The organism is Pseudomonas sp. ASL7 (genome assembly GCF_056680375.1).
Genome location: NZ_CM155279.1, coordinates 2,832,676 through 2,849,665, shown reverse-complemented (window position 1 = coordinate 2,849,665; position 16,990 = coordinate 2,832,676). Strand labels below are relative to the sequence as shown.

Genomic DNA, 16,990 nt, shown 5'->3' with positions numbered 1-16,990 from the left:
TATGAAACATCTCAAGGCAATCAATAACAAAGCGTTGAAACTCGATGAAGCTGCGGCCGAAAACCGTATTGAAGAAGTGGTGGCGATGAGCTCCGTCGCGGGCTGCGCCTCAACCACTGACCCGGGTTGGGAGATCGATGCGTTTGGCGGTGTGTCGTCGCTCTGCCAGCCGATGGAGGCGGACCTGTACGGTTGCTCCGACCCTTGCTGGTGGCCGGCCCAGGTGCCCGACATGATGAGCACCTACCCGGACTGGAACAAGGATGCCCAGGCGTCCAACGAAAGCTGGCGCAACCTCGGGACTGTCTTTCCAAAAGACAAATAGCCCGTAGAAAAAAGTGGAACAGATAAAAGGATTCCAGCATGCACAGCATCAAAGCCTGCGGCCTGGCCGCATTCGCCGTCCTGAGCACGTTTTCGCTCACGGTACTGGCCGATGAAAATACAGCACTGCAAGACGGTCACGAGTACATGTTGACCACCAATTACCCGAACAACCTGAACGTCATCGACCTTGCCACCGACACCGTGGTCAAGACCTGCAAGATGCCGGACGCTTTCGGTCCCGGCACCGTCCAGTTGTCGCCGGACCGTAAAACCGCTTACGTGCTCAACAATCACTACGCGGATATCTACGGCGTCGAACTGGACAGCTGCAAGCAGGTGTTCCACGCCAGCATCACGCAGAAACCGGGGGAGAAAGCGAGGTCGATGTTCGCCTTCACCCTCAGTCATGATGCCAAGGAACTGTTCGCCATCGCCAACCCGACGTTGATGCTCAATGACCGCTACGAAGTGCAGCAGCCTCGGCTTGACGTGTACGCCACCGACGCCGGCATGGATGCCAAACCCGTGCGCAGTTTTCCGGCACCCCGGCAGCTGACCATCATGCAGAGCGGTGACGACGGCACGCTGTATGTGGCGGGGGCGGATGTCTACAAGGTCAATGTGAAAACCGGCAAGTTCGACGTGTTGATCCCCAGCCGTCACTGGAAACGCCCGAACTACAGCGCGCCGGACGTGCTCTACGTGTGGAACCAGCAGACCTATCGCCATGATTTCTCGCTGCTCTACACCGCGGCCAAATTCAAGGACAAGAAGCAGGACCCGTTGACCGCCGAGTACCTCTATGGGCTGTTCAGCATCGACCTGAAAACCGGCAAGACCGAAACCACTGACTTCGGCCCTCTGACGGAAATCTACTTCAGCGGCATGCGTTCACCCAAGGATCCGAACTTGATGTTCGGCGTGCTCAATCGCCTGGCCAAGTACGACATTAAACAGAAGAAAATGCTGCAGGCGGCGACGCTGGATCATTCCTACTACTGTATTTCGTTTAACAAGGACGGTAGCAAGATCTACCTGGCCGGGACGTTTAACGATGTGGCGGTCTTTGATGCCGACAGCCTGAAACAGATCGGCAGCATCAAAATGCCGGGTGGGGATATGGCGATTACCACGGCGCAGGTGTTTGTCCGGTAGCAGCGGCGCCTGAAATGACGCCATCGCGAGCAAGCTCGCTCCCACAGGGTTCAGTGATGTTCACACAATAGTGATCACACTGGAGATCCACTGTGGGAGCGAGCTTGCTCGCGATGAGGCCTTTGAAAACAATCGAGTCATTACTGCCCGGGCACCGGGCAACTCAAATCCCCCTCCTGACACTTCAAATATTTTTTGAAAGTCTCCACCCGCGCCTTGGTCAATTCAGCCATGCAATGGCTGTAAATCAGTGGATACACACTCCCACCCTCTACCCCCGACGCCGAGAACGTGCACTCGGCATCCCGAAACGCCACCCACGCTCGCTGCGCGCTGACCATCAGCTTCTTACTATCGGGGCTATCCTTCAAACGCGCGGTGATCTGCTGATAGTGCGCATTCAGCTCCTTATCGGCCACTTCGCTTTGTTGCGCCGCGCATTGATTCATTGTGCTCTGATCGGTGGCGCTGTCGCAGTCCACGGCATGGGCCCAGGCGGTGAACAGCAAAGGCGTCAGCGCCAGAAGAAAGCGTGGGGACATGGGATTCTCGCTGTGACAGGAAAAGTTGACGTGCAGGTTAACCAAGAGCTGCGGCCCCACACCTTCAAGCCAGAACTTATACTCGCAAATACAGACGAATATTTTAGACAGGGTTGATCGCGACACCCAATTGATACAACTTTAGGGTGGGTCTTGTGGTCTTACAGGCCTACTGTTCATTACAGGAGGTGACCTATGAACCCAGCATCAGATCGCATCGAAAGGAAAATCCTGCTCAAAGCGCCCCGCGCGCAGGTCTGGCGGGTGCTGGCCAATGCCGAAGCGTTCGGGCAGTGGTTTGGCGTGGCACTGGAAGGCAAGCGTTTTGTCGCCGGTGAATGGACTCAAGGGCAAATTACGTACCCCGGTTATGAGCACTTGCTGTGGAATGTGCGGGTGGAACGGGTTGAGCCGGAGCGGGTATTTTCGTTTCGCTGGCACCCGTACGCGGTTGAGCCCGACGTTGACTACTCACAGGAACCCACCACCCTGGTGTTGTTCGAGCTCGAAGACATGGATAACGGCACCTTGCTGAAGGTCACCGAGTCCGGTTTCGACCACGTTCCCCAAGCGCGCCGACTCAAGGCGTTCCGCATGGACAGTCGCGGTTGGGATGAGCAGATGAGCAATATTGAAGAGTTTTTGAAAATTAGCGCCAAGGCACGGGAGCATCAGGGGCGCTGAAGCTTGCTTCTAAGGGTTTTCGGAAGGGCTGCTATGGCGAATGTCTTACACGTCGTAGTAACTATATCGCCTATTGCGAATTGGATCCGATGCGTAATCTAGCCCCATCAACTGAAGCACAGGAAGCGCTTCAGGATCACGGACGATCGACCATCAGCAAGGATTCGCTACCGACAGGGAGTCGACATGGTCTTGGGAAAAACCCGCCTCTGGCGGGTTTTTTTTCGCCTGCTGAAAAATCGACCCTGTGGGAGCGAGCCTGCTCGCGAAGGACGTTAACGATAACGCGTTCTTCCTGAATAAACGCGTTGCTCTCAAGTCCATCGCGAGCAAGCTCGCTCCTACACTCCCGGTCCACATAGAATCTCCCACACATTGATCTTCTACCGCTCAAGTGTTGCTGCCACCCGCTCAGTAATCAACGTCCGCTGCTGCAACGACTGCGCTGAACGCCGATTGGCTTCTTCCAGCACCGACGCTGGCGCGGTTTCCGGGCTGCCCGAAGCAAACGGCGGCGCCGGGGCGTATTCCAGTTGCAATTGCACCAACTGCGCCGTGTCCTTATCGAACAATTCAGCGGCCAATGTCAGGGCAAAATCGATCCCGGCGGTGATCCCGCCCCCGGTCAACAGATTGCCGTCACGCACCACTCGATCCTTGACCGCAATCGCCCCCAGTGGCTTAAGCAGGGCGTGATAAGCCCAGTGAGTGGTGGCGCGTTTGCCCTTGAGCAACCCTGCCGCGCCGAGCACCAGTGCGCCGGTACAAACGGAAGTGACATAACGCGCGTTGGCGGCTTGAGCCTTGATGAACGCCAGTGTCTCGTCATCCTCCATCAACGGCCCGACGCCACTCCCTCCGGGAATGCAGATCACATCCAGCGCCGGGCAATCGTCGAAGGTAGTGCTCGGTTTCAGCATCAGTCCCGTGCTTGAAGTGACGGGCACCAAATCCTTCCAGATCAAATGCACCTTCACATCCGGCAGCGAGGCCAGCACGTCGTAGGGGCCAGTCAGGTCCAGTTGCTGAACCTGTGGAAACAACAGAAAACCGATCTGCAACGTCATGGCATCTTTTCTCATGAAGTGGGTGGACGGCTTGACTGTAGGCTCGTAGGATCTGGCGCATACGCCAATCACCCCACGAATTACGCCAACATGCCTAAAACCATTCACGTGCTCGCCTTTGCCAACGTGCAACTGCTCGACGTCACCGGGCCGTTGCAAGTGTTCGCTTCAGCTAACGACATTGCTCGCCAGCAAGGATTGCCGCCGCCCTATGCACCGTCGGTGATTGCCAGCGGTGGCGGGGCGGTCATGTCCTCGGCGGGGTTGGCGTTGTTGGCCGAGCCATTGCCCGACCAGGCAAGCGATACTTTGATCATTGCCGGCGGCTGGGGCGTTTACGCAGCGGCGGAAGACGCCACGCTGGTGGCCTGGGTGCGTGAGCATGCGACGGGATGCAGGCGAGTGTCATCGGTGTGCACCGGGGCGTTTTTGCTGGCGGCCAGTGGCTGGCTCGATGGCCGTCGGGTGGTCACTCACTGGACCCGATGTGAGCAGTTGGCTGCGATGCATCCGCGATTGCGGGTCGAACCCAATCCGATTTTTATCAATGACGGTCCGGTCTGGACGTCGGCCGGCGTCACTGCCGGTATTGATCTGGCGCTGGCGATGGTCGAGGAAGATCTCGGTCGCTCCCTGGCGTTGGACGTTGCCCGACAACTGGTGGTATTTCTCAAGCGGCCGGGTGGGCAATCGCAATTCAGCGTGACCTTGTCCTTGCAGAACGAAGGCAACCGTTTTGACGAACTTCACGCCTGGATCAGCGAAAATCTCACCATGGATTTAGGCATTCCGACCCTGGCGTTACAGGCGGGCATGAGCGAGCGCAGCTTCGTTCGTCACTATCGCGCCGACACCGGACAAACGCCGGCACGGGCCATTGAGCTGATTCGGGTCGAGACGGCCCGACGGTTGCTCAGCGATACGGGCGTGCCGATCAAGCGTGTTGCCGTGCAATGCGGGTTTGGCAGCGAAGAGACCCTTCGACGCAGTTTTTTGCGGGCCATGGGCGTAACACCACAAGCCTACCGCGAACGGTTTTCGGTCAGCACTCAAACAGATACAGTCCTGTCTGTCAGTCTTAGGGTTGGCTGATGGCTCCATCGTCGGATCGCCGCCCGGAGCAAGCTCGCTCCCACAGAAAACCCAATGTGGGAGCGAGCTTGCTCCGGGCGGCAATCCGACGATATAGGCAACTCGGTCTCAAGGCTGCCAGACACTCTTCTCGACACTCAATCTTCGATCCAGAAAACACGCCGCGCTGATCAGCGCCAGGTGCGTCAGTGCTTGTGGGGTATTGCCCAGATGTCGCGCATGGCTGTCGAGTTCTTCGGCGTACAACCCCAGCGGGTTGGCGTACCTCAGCAACTGTTCAAATTCCAGGAGGGCCTTTTCCACCTGGCCTGCCCGGGCCAGACATTCGACATACCAGAACGAGCACGCGGCAAACGCCCCTTCGGTGCCTTCGAGGCCATCGATCTGGACGTCGTCGTTGTGGTAGCGGTAAACCATGCCAGCACGCACCAGGTTTTTTTCGATGGATTCGAGGGTTGCGAGCCAGCGCGGGTCCTTGGCACTGACAAAGCGCACCAGCGGCATCAGCAGCATCGAACCGTCGAGGGTGGTACCGCCCTTGTACTGGACGAAATGCCCGTGTTCTTCGTTCCAGAAGTTCTCCCAGATGTCGGCGTAAATCGCCTGACGGGTCTGGTCCCAGCGGGCGAACGGGGCGGGCAGCGAGCGTTTGGAGGCGAGGCGAATGGCCCGGTCCACGGCGACCCAGCACATTAGCCGCGAGTGCAGGAAGTGATGCTGCTCACCGCGCATTTCCCAGATGCCGACGTCCGGTTGCTGCCAGGTTTCGCAGACCTGATCGACCACTTCCACGGTGTGTTTCCAGCCTTCATGGGAAATGGCTTCACCGTACTTGTTGACCAGGTACACCGCGTCCAACAGCTCGCCGAAGATGTCGAGCTGGACCTGATCGTAAGCCTGATTGCCGATGCGCACCGGTGTTGCGCCGCCATGCCCGGACAGGTGCGAGAGTTCGGTTTCCGGCAGGTTCTGGCGGCCGTCGATGGCATAGAGAATGTTGAGTTTCATGGAATGGCCGTGGCTATCGCTGACGCGCCCGCGCAGCCAGCGCATGAAATCGTTGGCTTCCTGGACGAAACCCAGGCGCATGAAGGCGTAGACGGTGAACGAGGCGTCACGGATCCAGGTGTAGCGATAGTCCCAGTTGCGCACACCGCCGGGTGTTTCCGGCAGGCCGAAGGTCGCGGCGGCGAGGATTGCACCGTGTTTGCGCGACGTCAAAAGCTTCAACGCAAGGGCTGAGCGGTTGACCATTTCCCGCCAGCGGCCGCGATAGCTGGACTGCCCGCTCCAGTCACGCCAGAACTTCAGCGTGCGTTCCAGGCACAGCGCGGCGGCGCCCTCCTGAAAGCGCGGGTCGTCCAGGCCGCCGAGCAGGAATTGGGCGCTCTGGTCCTGTACAAGGGTGAATTCGGTGACTGCTGCATGGCCGTCAATCCGTAAAACCTGATCTGAAGACAGGCGCAGGGACGGTTGATCAGTGGCCTCGAAAACCACGTCTTTTTTATCCATCCGCGCGCGGGTCTTGGCGCGAGCGTAGTCATGACGCACGGCACAACGCAGGTGAAACGTCGCTTGACCGCTGACCACCCGCACCCGGCGCATCAGCATCGGCAAGTCGTCCTCGCTGTCGCCGATGGGCAGCAGGTCAGTGACTTCGACCACCGCGCGCTCACTGAGCCAGCGGGTTTGCAGCACGTTGGTGTCCGGCAGGTAAATCTGTTCGCGACGGGCGTCTGGCAAATCGGGAGAGAGTTGGAAAATGCCGGCCTCGGGGGTGTCCAGCAGCGAGCAAAAAATCGAAGGACTGTCGAACTCCGGCCAGCAGAAAAAATCCACGCTGCCCTTGTCATTGACCAGTGCCGCACTGCGCATGTCACCGATGATGCCGTGGGCTTCGATGGCACTTTGTCGTTCGGGATGATGATCAGCCATTGCCGCGAAACTCCGGATAGAGGCTCATGCCGCCGTCGACGTACAACCGTTCGACGTCGGCTTCTGCGCCAATGCCGGAGCGGGCGCCAGTGATCAGGGCAACTTGTTGGTCGAGGGAAATCTGCATGAGCGTTAGCGCCTTGAGGCGAGGGCCTAATCAGCTGACCGGTTTGAGCCGCAGAGAGTTCATTTGTGCGCAGCGGTCAGGTGACGGGTGCCGGCCTCTTCGCGAGCAGGCTCGCTCCCACATTTGTCCTGCGAATGCAGTCCCACTGTGGGAGTGAAGTCGTCCGGTCAGCGGAGGATGCGTCTGGTTTTTTAGGAAAAGTCCTACATAAAGCCCGGCGGGTCTTCCGTAGCCTTGCGCCCTCACGAATCTGACACCCTTCTGGGGGGCACGTTGTCGAACAAAACCTTACGTATCCTGATCGCCGACGAGCAGCATTTTTACCGCATGAAGATTGAGCGCCTGTTCAATCAACTCGGCTACTACCGGATAGCGCCGGTGCACAGTCTGGAAGAGCTATTGACCCTGATCGAATACGGCAGCGAGCCGTTCGATCTGGTGGTTATCAATGCCGAGATGGCGGCGGGGGCGTTGGACCTGTCGGGTTACTTGCGCGATAACCGCCAGGTTCGTCACGCGTTGATCTACAACGACCGGTCGGCGACGTTGTCGCCAATCCCCGCCGGTGTTCAACAGACGGTTCAAATAAGCCATGCACTGCTGCCTGATCTATCGTCCCTCCAGCGGCGGATGACGCTGATCGATCCTCTGCTACCGTTCGTCGGCACTGTCACTTCTGTCAGGTAGTTGCAGGCGGATTTCCATGCAACAGTCTCAGCGCAGCCGCTGCGTCTAACCCGGGCCTGGCCCATGGGCTTTCATTGCCCGATTGTCGTGCCTTTGCACAGGGAGTTGCCATGAAGTCAGCATTGATAGCGGACGATCATCCGGTGGTTCGCGCTGCTGTCAAAATATTGCTTAAACAGGAGGGGTTCAAACGCATTCACGAGGCTTCCACCGGCAATGAGGTGTTGCCGATGATGCGTGAACAAAAACCGGACCTGGTAGTGCTGGACCTGGTCATGCCCTCACTCGATGGGCTCGATGTGCTGGCACGGATTCAGGCCAGTGGCGTGGCGTGCCGAGTCCTGGTGTTCACCTCTCAGGAGCCGATGTTTTATCAGGATCGGTGCATGCGCGCCGGTGCCGCGGCGTTCGTTTCCAAGACCAACGATCTGGAGCATTTGAACAAAGCCGTGCAGGCGGTCATGGCCGGTTATAGCTATTTCGTCCAGTTGCCCTCGGCGTCGGTGTCGCTGAGCACACTGCAACGCAGCGAAAAACAGATGATCGACCTGCTCTCCGACCGCGAGCTGGCGATCTTTCAGCATCTGGCCCGGGGCATCAATAACAAGGCCATTGCCGAGGTCATGCACCTGAGTCACAAGACCGTCAGTACCTATAAGACCCGATTGATAGAAAAGCTCAACGTGGATTCATCCGTGCACTTGCGCGATTTTGCCAAGCGCAATCATCTGATCTGAGCGAGCCTGACCATGCGTGATTGTTTGTGGGCTCTATGGCTGTTTTGGATACTGGGGCCGTCGGTGGCGATCGCTGACGAACCGTTGCAGTTGCAACTGCACTTGCTGGGACGTTCTTCGGTGGCGGGCTATCAGGTCCAGCTGGAGAGTAAAGACTGGCAATGGCTGCGTGACAAGCAGGTCTTGCGCCTCGGGGTCTCGGGGCCGGACTATCCGCCGTTCGAGATCACGCGCAACCGCGATGAGCTGGAAGGCATCACCGCAGACTATGCCGCGCTGGTGGCGGAGCTGCTGCACGTCAGGATCGAGGTGCTGCGCTACCGCACGCGCGATGCGGTCATGGAGGCGCTCAAGCGCAATGAGGTCGACCTGTTGGGCACGTCCAACAACTTCGAGGCGGCCGATCCCGCACTGAGTCGATCCAGTGCCTACGCCGAAGATCAGCCGATGCTGGTCACCCAACAGGACGAACAGATACCTGTGGATCTGGCGGGTAAACGCATCGCCATGGTCGATGATTATCTGCCGGCGGCGACCGTCGAAGCCTTTTATCCCGACGCCAGCCTGCAGCGCTACGCCTCAACGCTGGAAGCACTCGGGGCCGTGGCGTTCGGGCAGGATGACGTGTACCTCGGGGACCTGATCAGCGCCAACTACCTGATCAACAACAACTACCTCAACAACGTTCACCTGGTGGGGCCGTCCGGCCTGGACGCCAACCCGTTCGGCTTTGCCTTGGCCTCGGGCAATACGCGCCTCAAGCGCATGGTCGACATGGCCTTGGCGGCGATTCCCATGGACCAGCGCCTGGCCATCGAGCAGCGCTGGAGTGCCGGCCGGGCGACGATGGCGGGTCAGCAGCGAGTGAGCCTGAGCGCCAGTGAACAGCGCTGGCTGGATCGGCATCCGCGCGTGATCGTCGGGGCCGTCGAGAACTTTGCGCCGCTGAGTTTCTATGATGCTCAAGGCCGGTTCAGCGGACTGACGGCACAGTTGCTGAGCCTGATCAGCCAGCGCAGCGGTTTGAACTTCGAGGTGCAACGGGGCAACGCCCTGGACCAGCAAATTCAGCGCCTCAAGGTCGGTGAGATCGATGTCGTGCCGGCGATCATCCCCAGTCTCGAAGGCGAAGCGCAGATGCGTTTCACCCGCGCTTACTTGAGCAATCCATTTGTACTGGTGAGCGCCAACACCCCTGGCAGCCCGAAGACCCTGGACGATCTGGCCGGTAAACGTTTGGCGATCTATCACAGCCACCCCATGCGCGAGTTCATTCAGACGCGGGCGCCGAATGTGCGGATCGTGGACGTGGACAGCCTCGGCCAGGGCCTTGAATGGGTGATGAAGGGGCAGGCCGATGCCGCGCTCAGCTCATTGTTCATGACGCATTACCAGATCGCCCGGCATTACCGCGACCGCCTGCGAATCACCAGTACCGTGGGCGATGAACCGGCGCGGATCACCCTGGCCACCGCCCCCGGTGCGCTGGAATTGCACTCGATTCTGAACAAAGCGTTGCTAAGCATTTCGCCCCAGGAGATGGATGAGTTGGTGGCCCGCTGGAGCAATGATGTCGTGGTGGATGACAGCTATTGGCTGCGGCATCGCCAGGGAATTCTCCAGGGATTCGCCGCTGCGGCAGCGTTGCTGCTACTGGCGTTGAGCTGGATCGCCTGGCAGCGTCGACAGATTCACCAGCGCCAGCAGTGGCTCAGGCAATTGCAGGACGCCAAGGACGCCGCCGACGAGGCCAACCGCGCGAAGACGACGTTTCTGGCGATCATGAGCCATGAGATCCGCACGCCCATGAACGCCCTGCTGGGCATGCTCGGACTGGCACTCAAGCGCGCGGAAGAGGGCGTCACCGACCGCTCCGCCATCGAGGTGGCCTCCAATGCCGGGCAGCAGTTGCTGGCGTTGATCGGCGACATCCTGGACATCGCGCGAATCGAAGCCGGTCATTTATCGCTGACACCCGAGCGCGCCAATTTGCGGGCGTTGGTCGAGTCGGTGAGCCGGGTTTTTGAAGGTCTGGCTCGGGAGAAGCATCTGCAATGGCGGGTCGAACTGGACGAACTCAGCGACTGCGACGTGTTGATCGATCCCACGCGCTTCAAGCAGGTGTTGTCCAATCTGTTGAGCAATGCGATCAAGTTCACCCGTGACGGTGAGGTGAGCCTGACACTGCGGGTAGCCCCCGGTTTATCGGGGCATCTGGTCGTCAGCGTCTGCATTGCCGACAGCGGCGTCGGTATCAGTGTGGTCGATCAGCAGCGACTGTTCAGTCCGTTCGTGCAGGCCGTCGCCGGCCAGCAGGCTGCTCGCAATGGTTCCGGCCTGGGGCTGGTGATCAGCCGCTCGCTCTGCGAAATGATGGGCGGCCGGTTGCAGCTCGACAGCGTTTTGGGGCAGGGCACCCAGGTACACATCAGCCTCGATCTGGTGGCGTTGCAACCGTTGCCCTTCACCGCGTGCATGGACAGCGCAAAGCAACGACCCACTCGGTCGCTGACGATTCTGGTGGTCGACGATTACCCGGCCAATCGATTGTTGCTCTCACGACAGCTGAGTTATCTGGGGCATCGTGTGCGGGAGGCTGAGGATGGCGCGCGCGGTTTGGCGCTGTGGCGTGATCAGGTGTGCGATTTGGTCATCACTGACTGCAACATGCCGGTGGTCAGTGGTTATGAACTGGCGGGTGCGATCCGCGATGCCGAGCACTTCGATGGATCACCGCCGACATTGATCCTGGGTTTTACCGCCAATGCACAGCCCGAGGAAAAGATCCGTTGCCTGGAGGCGGGGATGGACGATTGCCTGTTCAAACCGATCCGGCTGGCGGACCTGAGTGGCTGGTTGGCGTCGAGGTTTGTGAGTGAATCGGCAGGGAAGGGTGAAGCGCCCTCAAATGCCGAGATCGATTTGAGCGGTCTGGAGCAATACGTGGGCACGGACCGAACGCTGATCAATGAGTTGTTGCGCGACCTGGCGGTGACGAACCGGGAGGATCGCCAGCAACTGCTCGTCGCACACGCCGGTGCCAATCGTCGTGACCTGCAAGACCTGGCGCACCGCATCAAGGGCGGCGCGCGCATGGTTCGGGCGCTCAATCTGATTGAGTGTTGCGAGCAGCTTGAACGTGCTTGCCGCGAGGGCCGCGCGGCGTTGATCGACGAAGCCGTCGATCACTTGCAACACGCCATGACGCGCCTGGACCAAAGCCTTGAACAGGGCTGACATTCAGTCCCAGTTCGGGGCGATACCTTTGGGGCTGGTCAACCGCTGACCGCGATCAAGGCCGGCGATCAACGCCATGTCGGCGTCGCTCAACGTCAACGCGCAGGCGTTCAGGTTGCTGGCGAGATTGGCGCGTTTGGTCGAGGAGGGGATCACGGCGTAACCCTGTTGCATGGCCCAGGCCAGGGTGACTTGCGCCGGTGTCGTCTGCAGGCGATTGGCGATTCGCTGGATCACCGGGTCTTTCAGCACTTCGCCGTAAGCCAGTGTCATGTAAGAGGTGATCGGGATGCCGTGGCGCTGCGCGAACTCGACAACTTTGCGGTTTTGCAGGTACGGGTGCAGTTCGATCTGGTGGGTGGCGATGTTCTCGGTGCCGACGGCGGCCATCGCCTGTTGCATCAGGTCAATAGTGAAATTGGACACGCCGATCTGCCGGGTCAGGCCCAGTCGCCTGGCGTCGAGCAGGGCGCCCATGAAGTCTGCGACCGGCACCTGATCTTCCGGAGACGGCCAGTGAATCAGGGTCAGGTCCAGGTAGTCGGTCTGCAGTTTGCGCAGGCTCTCTTTGAGGCTGTCGATCAGGCGATCCTTGGCGAGGTTGGCAACCCAGATTTTGCTGGTGATAAACAGGTCTTCGCGGGCAATACCGCTGGCGGCAATGGCCTCGCCGACCTCGGCTTCATTCTCATAGATTTGCGCGGTATCGATCACCCGGTAACCCAGCTCCAGGCCAGTGCTCACCGAGTCGATGACCACCTGGCCTTGCAAGCGAAAAGTACCGAGACCGAATGCGGGAACAGACATTGATGACTCCTGGGGGCAGTGGGAATAGGCAGGAGTATCCGCGTCTGCATCCTTGGGAAAAACCGCTGGGACGGCAAAGCACTGTTTACCGCAAGTCATGAATCGGTAGCGGTTTGGGGCATTGGTGGTGTTTGAACGGGCCTCATCGCGAGCAAGCTCGCTCCCACAATGATTGACGCTGCCCACACATTCTGTGTCCACCCACAACCTCTGTGGGAGCGAGCTTGCTCGCGATGGCCGCGCCTCGGTCATTCGCTTACAACCGCCGATCCCTCAAGCAATGTCGGCATGGCTGAACTCCTCACCCAAAAAGTCGATCAACGCTCGCACTGACGGCAGCAACCCACGGCGCGAGGGGAAGATCGCGTGGACGATTCCGCATTTCGGCGCCCAGCCTGGCACCAGTTCCACCAGGCGTCCGGCACTGATGTCATCGCGCACCACGACGCTGGGCAGGTGGGCGATGCCGATTCCGGCGAGCACCGCCTGCCGCAACGCCAACAGGTCATCGGTGACCATGCGCGGCGCGTGTCGAATCACCGCGCTGGCGCCGTCCGCGCCGAACAACTCCCACTGATATTCACGCTGCGCCGCACCCCAGTGCACGCTCGGCAAACCGCTGAGGTCGGCCGGGGAGGCCGGTGATGACAGCCGTGGCACAAACGCCGGGCTGCTCACCAGGCACTGGGTGCTGTTGCCCAGTACCTTCATCACCATGTCGGTGTTTTCCAGTGGCGGAAAGCGCACCCGCAGGGCGATGTCGAAACCTTCGTGAATCAGGTCGACCCGGCGGTTGGTGCTTTCAATGAACATCTCCACCAACGGGTACTTGAGCAGGTAGCGGGTCAGCATCGGCCCGACCCAGGAGTTCAGCAGCGCCGTCGGGCAACTGATCCGAACCAGCCCCTGGGGCTCGGAGCGGTTACGTTCGATCAGTTCGGCGGCACTTTCCGCTTCCACCCGCATGGCCAGGCAGCGCTGGTAATAAGCCTGGCCGATTTCCGTCAGTGAACAATGCCGGCTGGTGCGGTGCAGCAGGCGCACGCCAAGACGCTCTTCGAGCTCGGCGATGCGCCGGCTCAGCTTCGATTTGGGCATGTCCAGCGCTCGCCCGGCGGCGGCAAAACCACTGTGCTCCACCACTTGGGTGAAGTAGTAGAGGGTGTTCAGGTCTTCCATCATCGTTCTCCAAATAGAACGCTATGACTGTTTTTTGCAGTCTAGCGCACCAAAGGGTTCGGTTTTAAGCTTTGTCCATCGCGTCAAACACCTGATTCGGAGGCAAGCATGAAAAACATCATCGGCATCTACACCAGTCCACGGACCCATTGGGTCGGCGACGGTTTTCCGGTTCGCACGCTGTTTTCCTACGACAACCTGGGCAAACACATCAGCCCGTTTCTGCTGCTCGATCACGCCGGTCCTGCTGAATTCACCCCGACCACTGAGCGTCGTGGCGTGGGTCAGCATCCGCACCGTGGTTTCGAAACAGTGACCATCGTTTACAAGGGTGAGCTGGAACACCGCGACTCCACCGGCAGCGGCGGCAAGATCGGCCCGGGTGACGTGCAGTGGATGACCGCCGCCTCGGGGATCCTGCATGAAGAGTTTCACTCGCAAGGCTTCGCCAAAAGCGGCGGCACCCTGGAAATGGTGCAGCTATGGGTCAACCTTCCGGCCAAGGACAAAATGGCCGACGCCGGTTACCAGACGATTGTCGATGGCGATATCCCGAACATCGCGCTCAAGGACAAGGCCGGCAGCCTGCGATTGATCGCCGGTGAGTTTGACGGTCATACCGGCCCGGCGCGCACGTTTACCCCGATTGACGTCTGGGATCTGCGCCTCAATGGCGGCAAATTGCTGACCCTGGATCTGCATGAAGGTCGTAACACGGCGCTGGTGGTCTTGCGTGGCACGGTGCAGGTCAACGGCCTGGAACTGGTGCGCGAAGGGCAGTTGGCGTTGTTCGAGCGTAATGGCCATCAGCTCAGTCTTGAAGCCAATAGCGACGCCGTGGTGTTGCTGCTCAGCGGCGAGCCGATCGACGAACCGATCGTCGGCCACGGCCCGTTTGTGATGAACAGCGAGCAAGAGATTCACCAGGCTTTTGTCGACTTCCAATCCGGCCGCTTCGGCCAGATGAGCGGTTGAATTGATTGTTGCAATGCTGTGGCGTGCCGGGCTTGGGTGACTACGCTTGCTTGGCTGCGGTTTAACGAAATGTCAGGTTTGCTCACGCCGGCCAGTTCGGTATCGATTAAAAGCGAGGATTACTCCCATGACTACTTCCTACAAACGTCTCGACAAGGATAACGCCGCCGTTCTGTTGGTGGACCATCAAGCGGGCCTGCTGTCGCTGGTACGCGACATCGAACCGGATCGTTTCAAAAATAACGTGCTGGCGCTGGCTGACCTCGCCAAGTACTTCAAGTTGCCAACTATTCTGACCACCAGTTTCGAAACCGGCCCCAACGGCCCGCTGGTGCCTGAGCTCAAGGCATTGTTTCCGGAGGCGCCTTACATCGCCCGTCCTGGCCAGATCAACGCCTGGGACAACGAAGACTTCGTCAAGGCGATCAAAGCCACCGGCAAAAAACAACTGATCATCGCCGGCGTCGTGACCGAAGTGTGCGTGGCATTCCCGGCGCTGTCGGCACTGGCCGAAGGCTTCGACGTGTTCGTGGTGACTGACGCTTCCGGCACTTTCAACGAGCTGACCCGTCAATCGGCCTGGGATCGCATGTCGGCCTCCGGCGCGCAATTGATGACCTGGTTCGGCCTGGCGTGTGAACTGCATCGCGATTGGCGTAACGACGTGGAAGGCCTGGGCACGCTCTTCTCCAACCACATCCCGGACTACCGCAACCTGTTTACCAGCTACAACGCCCTGACCAACAGCAAGTAAGGAACCCTTGTAGGAGCGAGCTTGCTCGCGATGGTGTATCAGCTACATTGATGTCGACTGACCCACCATCGCGAGCAAGCTCGCTCCTACAGTATTATTTCCATACCTTGCTGGAGTTGCTCGATGCTGTCGTTGCTCACCGATCATCCGTTGATCTGCGCGTTGCTCCTGATCCTGATCGATCTTGGTTTATGGCGCTTGATCAGTGCCAATGGCAGCAACTGGAAGCTGGTCGTACGGCTGTTGATTTTTTCGTTGTACAGCATGCTGCTGTTCAACGAAGGCCTGAACCCGCTGGAGCCGGCACCGTGGGCCGACAATGTGCCGTTGCACCTGGCCGCCACCGGTTTGCAGATTGCCTGGTGGCTGTTCGGCGCGCGAACACTGACGGTGCTGATTGGCGCAGCGATGATGCAGCGGGTCGGGCACACCGGGCGATTGTTGCAGGACTTGCTCGGCGCGGTGATTTTCCTGATCGCGATCATCGCGGCCCTGGCGTATGTGCTCGATCTGCCGGTCAGAGGCGTGCTGGCAACCTCCGGCGCCCTGGCGATCATCGTCGGCCTGGCGCTGCAAAGTACCCTCAGCGACGTGTTTTCGGGGATCGTCCTCAATACCACCAAACCCTATCTACTGGATGACTGGATCTCCATCGACGGCACTGAAGGCCGGGTCACCGATATCGACTGGCGCGCCACACGCCTGCAAACCTCCCAGGGCAGCATGGCGGTGATTCCCAACTCGTTGGCGGCCAAGGCCAAGATCATCAACTTCAGTCGCCCGAGCGATATTTTCGGCGTGTCGATCAGCCTGCAATTGAGCCCGCACGCGCGCCCGCAAACGGTGATCGATGCGCTGGAACGGGCGATGGAGGGTTGCCGATACCTGTTGGCCAAACCGGCGCCGTGCGTCGCCCTGAAAGGCTCCAGCGCTGACGGCGTGGAGTACGAAATCAGTGGCTTCGTGGTCTCGATGGATCAGAAACGCATGGTCCGTAATCAGCTATTCGACCTGGCGTTCCGGCATTTGCAGGCGTCCGGTGTGAGCCTGTTGTCGAGCGTCGAACCCACTGCACCTGGTGGTCTGTCACGGCCACGGGCGTTGCTGGAGAGTTCGGCCATCTTCTCGACGCTGCGTCAGGAAGAGAAAGAAACCTTCAGCCAGCACATGACCCTGCAACAATTTCGCGCGGGTGAAATGATCTTGCCGGCGGGGGACGTCAGCGATCATTTATTCATCATCGAATCGGGCGTGGTGTCGGTCACGCTGAGCCGTGGCGGCGTCAAGTTAGAAACCGCGCGCATGGGGCCGGGTGAGGTGATCGGCGAGGGCGGGATATTGTCGGAGACGGCGCTGCCGGCGGACTTCAGCGCCAAGACGTCTTGCAGCCTGTACCGAATCGAAAAAGACTACCTAAGACCCTGCCTGGATGCGCGGCATGACATCGGCGAAGCGATGAAGGCGTTGCTGGATTTCCGCTTGAACAAGGCGCAGACGTTGATGCAGGAAGTGCCGAAGGTGGTGGAGAAGAAGGGGTTTCTGCAGTGGTTGCGTAACAGGGCTTAGCGGTTTTCGGTGGATGGCCGCTCTCCCATTGGCCTCCTCGACTTCTGAAATATTGGCTATTTGTGTCAGTCAGTCGTGAGGCTACCTTATCTGCACACCCACTTGCCCTGGAACACACC

General features: G+C 59.4%; 16 protein-coding genes. 10 read left to right on the top strand and 6 right to left on the bottom strand.

Going from position 1 to position 16,990, the window contains the following annotated elements; all coding sequences use genetic code 11:
- The first annotated feature begins 1 nt into the window (after position 1).
- Together qhpC and peaD are read left to right on the top strand one after the other, a co-directional pair.
- Entirely contained in the window at positions 2-325 is a 324-nt protein-coding gene (gene qhpC / locus AC1MDT_RS13120) for a quinohemoprotein amine dehydrogenase subunit gamma (protein ID WP_081352493.1), read from the top strand.
- Between the two features lie 38 nt (positions 326-363).
- Entirely contained in the window at positions 364-1,482 is a 1,119-nt protein-coding gene (gene peaD / locus AC1MDT_RS13115; RefSeq protein ID WP_480422419.1) for a quinohemoprotein amine dehydrogenase subunit beta, read from the top strand.
- A 140-nt stretch (positions 1,483-1,622) separates the two neighbouring features.
- Here peaD and AC1MDT_RS13110 read toward each other — a convergent pair whose 3' ends face one another.
- A complete protein-coding gene (locus AC1MDT_RS13110; RefSeq protein ID WP_480422418.1) occupies positions 1,623-2,024 on the bottom strand; it encodes a lysozyme inhibitor LprI family protein in 402 nt (133 codons plus the stop codon).
- 195 nt (positions 2,025-2,219) lie between these two features.
- Between AC1MDT_RS13110 and AC1MDT_RS13105 the strand changes: the two genes are divergently transcribed.
- The gene (locus AC1MDT_RS13105) at positions 2,220-2,708 is read left to right on the top strand and encodes an SRPBCC family protein (protein ID WP_480422416.1); all 489 of its coding nucleotides are present in this window, start codon (positions 2,220-2,222) and stop codon (positions 2,706-2,708) included.
- Between the two features lie 383 nt (positions 2,709-3,091).
- Here the strand turns inward: AC1MDT_RS13105 and inhA are convergent, their stop codons facing one another.
- On the bottom strand, positions 3,092-3,775 hold the full coding sequence (gene inhA / locus AC1MDT_RS13100) for an isonitrile hydratase (RefSeq protein ID WP_480422415.1): 684 nt from the start codon (positions 3,773-3,775) through the stop codon (positions 3,092-3,094).
- Positions 3,776-3,865: 90 nt separating this feature from the next.
- On the opposite strand from inhA, the gene AC1MDT_RS13095 reads away from it, so the two are divergent.
- Positions 3,866-4,867, top strand: a complete 1,002-nt coding sequence (locus AC1MDT_RS13095) for a GlxA family transcriptional regulator (RefSeq protein ID WP_480422413.1) — start codon at positions 3,866-3,868, stop codon at positions 4,865-4,867.
- 108 nt (positions 4,868-4,975) lie between these two features.
- On the opposite strand, the gene AC1MDT_RS13090 is transcribed toward AC1MDT_RS13095, so the two are convergent.
- Both AC1MDT_RS13090 and AC1MDT_RS13085 read right to left on the bottom strand, forming a co-directional pair.
- Positions 4,976-6,802 (bottom strand): glycoside hydrolase family 15 protein, encoded by a 1,827-nt coding sequence (locus tag AC1MDT_RS13090; protein WP_480422411.1) that lies wholly within the window; start codon positions 6,800-6,802, stop codon positions 4,976-4,978.
- On the bottom strand, positions 6,795-6,929 hold the full coding sequence (locus AC1MDT_RS13085) for a hypothetical protein (RefSeq protein WP_480422409.1): 135 nt from the start codon (positions 6,927-6,929) through the stop codon (positions 6,795-6,797). The genes AC1MDT_RS13090 and AC1MDT_RS13085 overlap by 8 nt, the downstream gene beginning before the upstream one ends.
- Positions 6,930-7,202: 273 nt before the next feature.
- Between AC1MDT_RS13085 and AC1MDT_RS13080 the strand changes: the two genes are divergently transcribed.
- From AC1MDT_RS13080 to AC1MDT_RS13070, 3 genes are all read left to right on the top strand, one after another.
- Positions 7,203-7,616 (top strand): PleD family two-component system response regulator, encoded by a 414-nt coding sequence (locus AC1MDT_RS13080; RefSeq protein ID WP_480422407.1) that lies wholly within the window; start codon positions 7,203-7,205, stop codon positions 7,614-7,616.
- 110 nt (positions 7,617-7,726) lie between these two features.
- On the top strand, positions 7,727-8,353 hold the full coding sequence (locus AC1MDT_RS13075) for a response regulator (protein WP_480422405.1): 627 nt from the start codon (positions 7,727-7,729) through the stop codon (positions 8,351-8,353).
- A 12-nt stretch (positions 8,354-8,365) separates the two neighbouring features.
- Positions 8,366-11,590, top strand: a complete 3,225-nt coding sequence (locus tag AC1MDT_RS13070) for a transporter substrate-binding domain-containing protein (RefSeq protein ID WP_480422403.1) — start codon at positions 8,366-8,368, stop codon at positions 11,588-11,590.
- 3 nt (positions 11,591-11,593) lie between these two features.
- Here AC1MDT_RS13070 and dkgB read toward each other — a convergent pair whose 3' ends face one another.
- Together dkgB and AC1MDT_RS13060 are read right to left on the bottom strand one after the other, a co-directional pair.
- Positions 11,594-12,397 carry a 2,5-didehydrogluconate reductase DkgB gene (gene dkgB, locus AC1MDT_RS13065; protein ID WP_480422402.1) on the bottom strand — a complete coding sequence of 268 codons (804 nt, stop codon included), beginning with the start codon at positions 12,395-12,397 and terminating at the stop codon, positions 11,594-11,596.
- 273 nt (positions 12,398-12,670) lie between these two features.
- Positions 12,671-13,579, bottom strand: coding sequence for a LysR substrate-binding domain-containing protein (locus AC1MDT_RS13060; RefSeq protein WP_480422400.1), 909 nt, complete (start codon positions 13,577-13,579; stop codon positions 12,671-12,673).
- A gap of 105 nt (positions 13,580-13,684) precedes the next feature.
- Here AC1MDT_RS13060 and AC1MDT_RS13055 point away from each other — a divergent pair, with 105 nt between their 5' ends.
- The 3 genes from AC1MDT_RS13055 (at position 13,685) to AC1MDT_RS13045 (ending at position 16,871) form a co-directional block, all read left to right on the top strand.
- On the top strand, positions 13,685-14,551 hold the full coding sequence (locus AC1MDT_RS13055; protein ID WP_480422398.1) for a pirin family protein: 867 nt from the start codon (positions 13,685-13,687) through the stop codon (positions 14,549-14,551).
- Between the two features lie 127 nt (positions 14,552-14,678).
- Positions 14,679-15,305 (top strand): isochorismate family cysteine hydrolase YcaC, encoded by a 627-nt coding sequence (gene ycaC, locus AC1MDT_RS13050; protein ID WP_480422396.1) that lies wholly within the window; start codon positions 14,679-14,681, stop codon positions 15,303-15,305.
- 123 nt (positions 15,306-15,428) lie between these two features.
- Positions 15,429-16,871 (top strand): mechanosensitive ion channel domain-containing protein, encoded by a 1,443-nt coding sequence (locus AC1MDT_RS13045; protein ID WP_480422394.1) that lies wholly within the window; start codon positions 15,429-15,431, stop codon positions 16,869-16,871.
- The last annotated feature ends 119 nt before the right edge of the window (positions 16,872-16,990 follow it).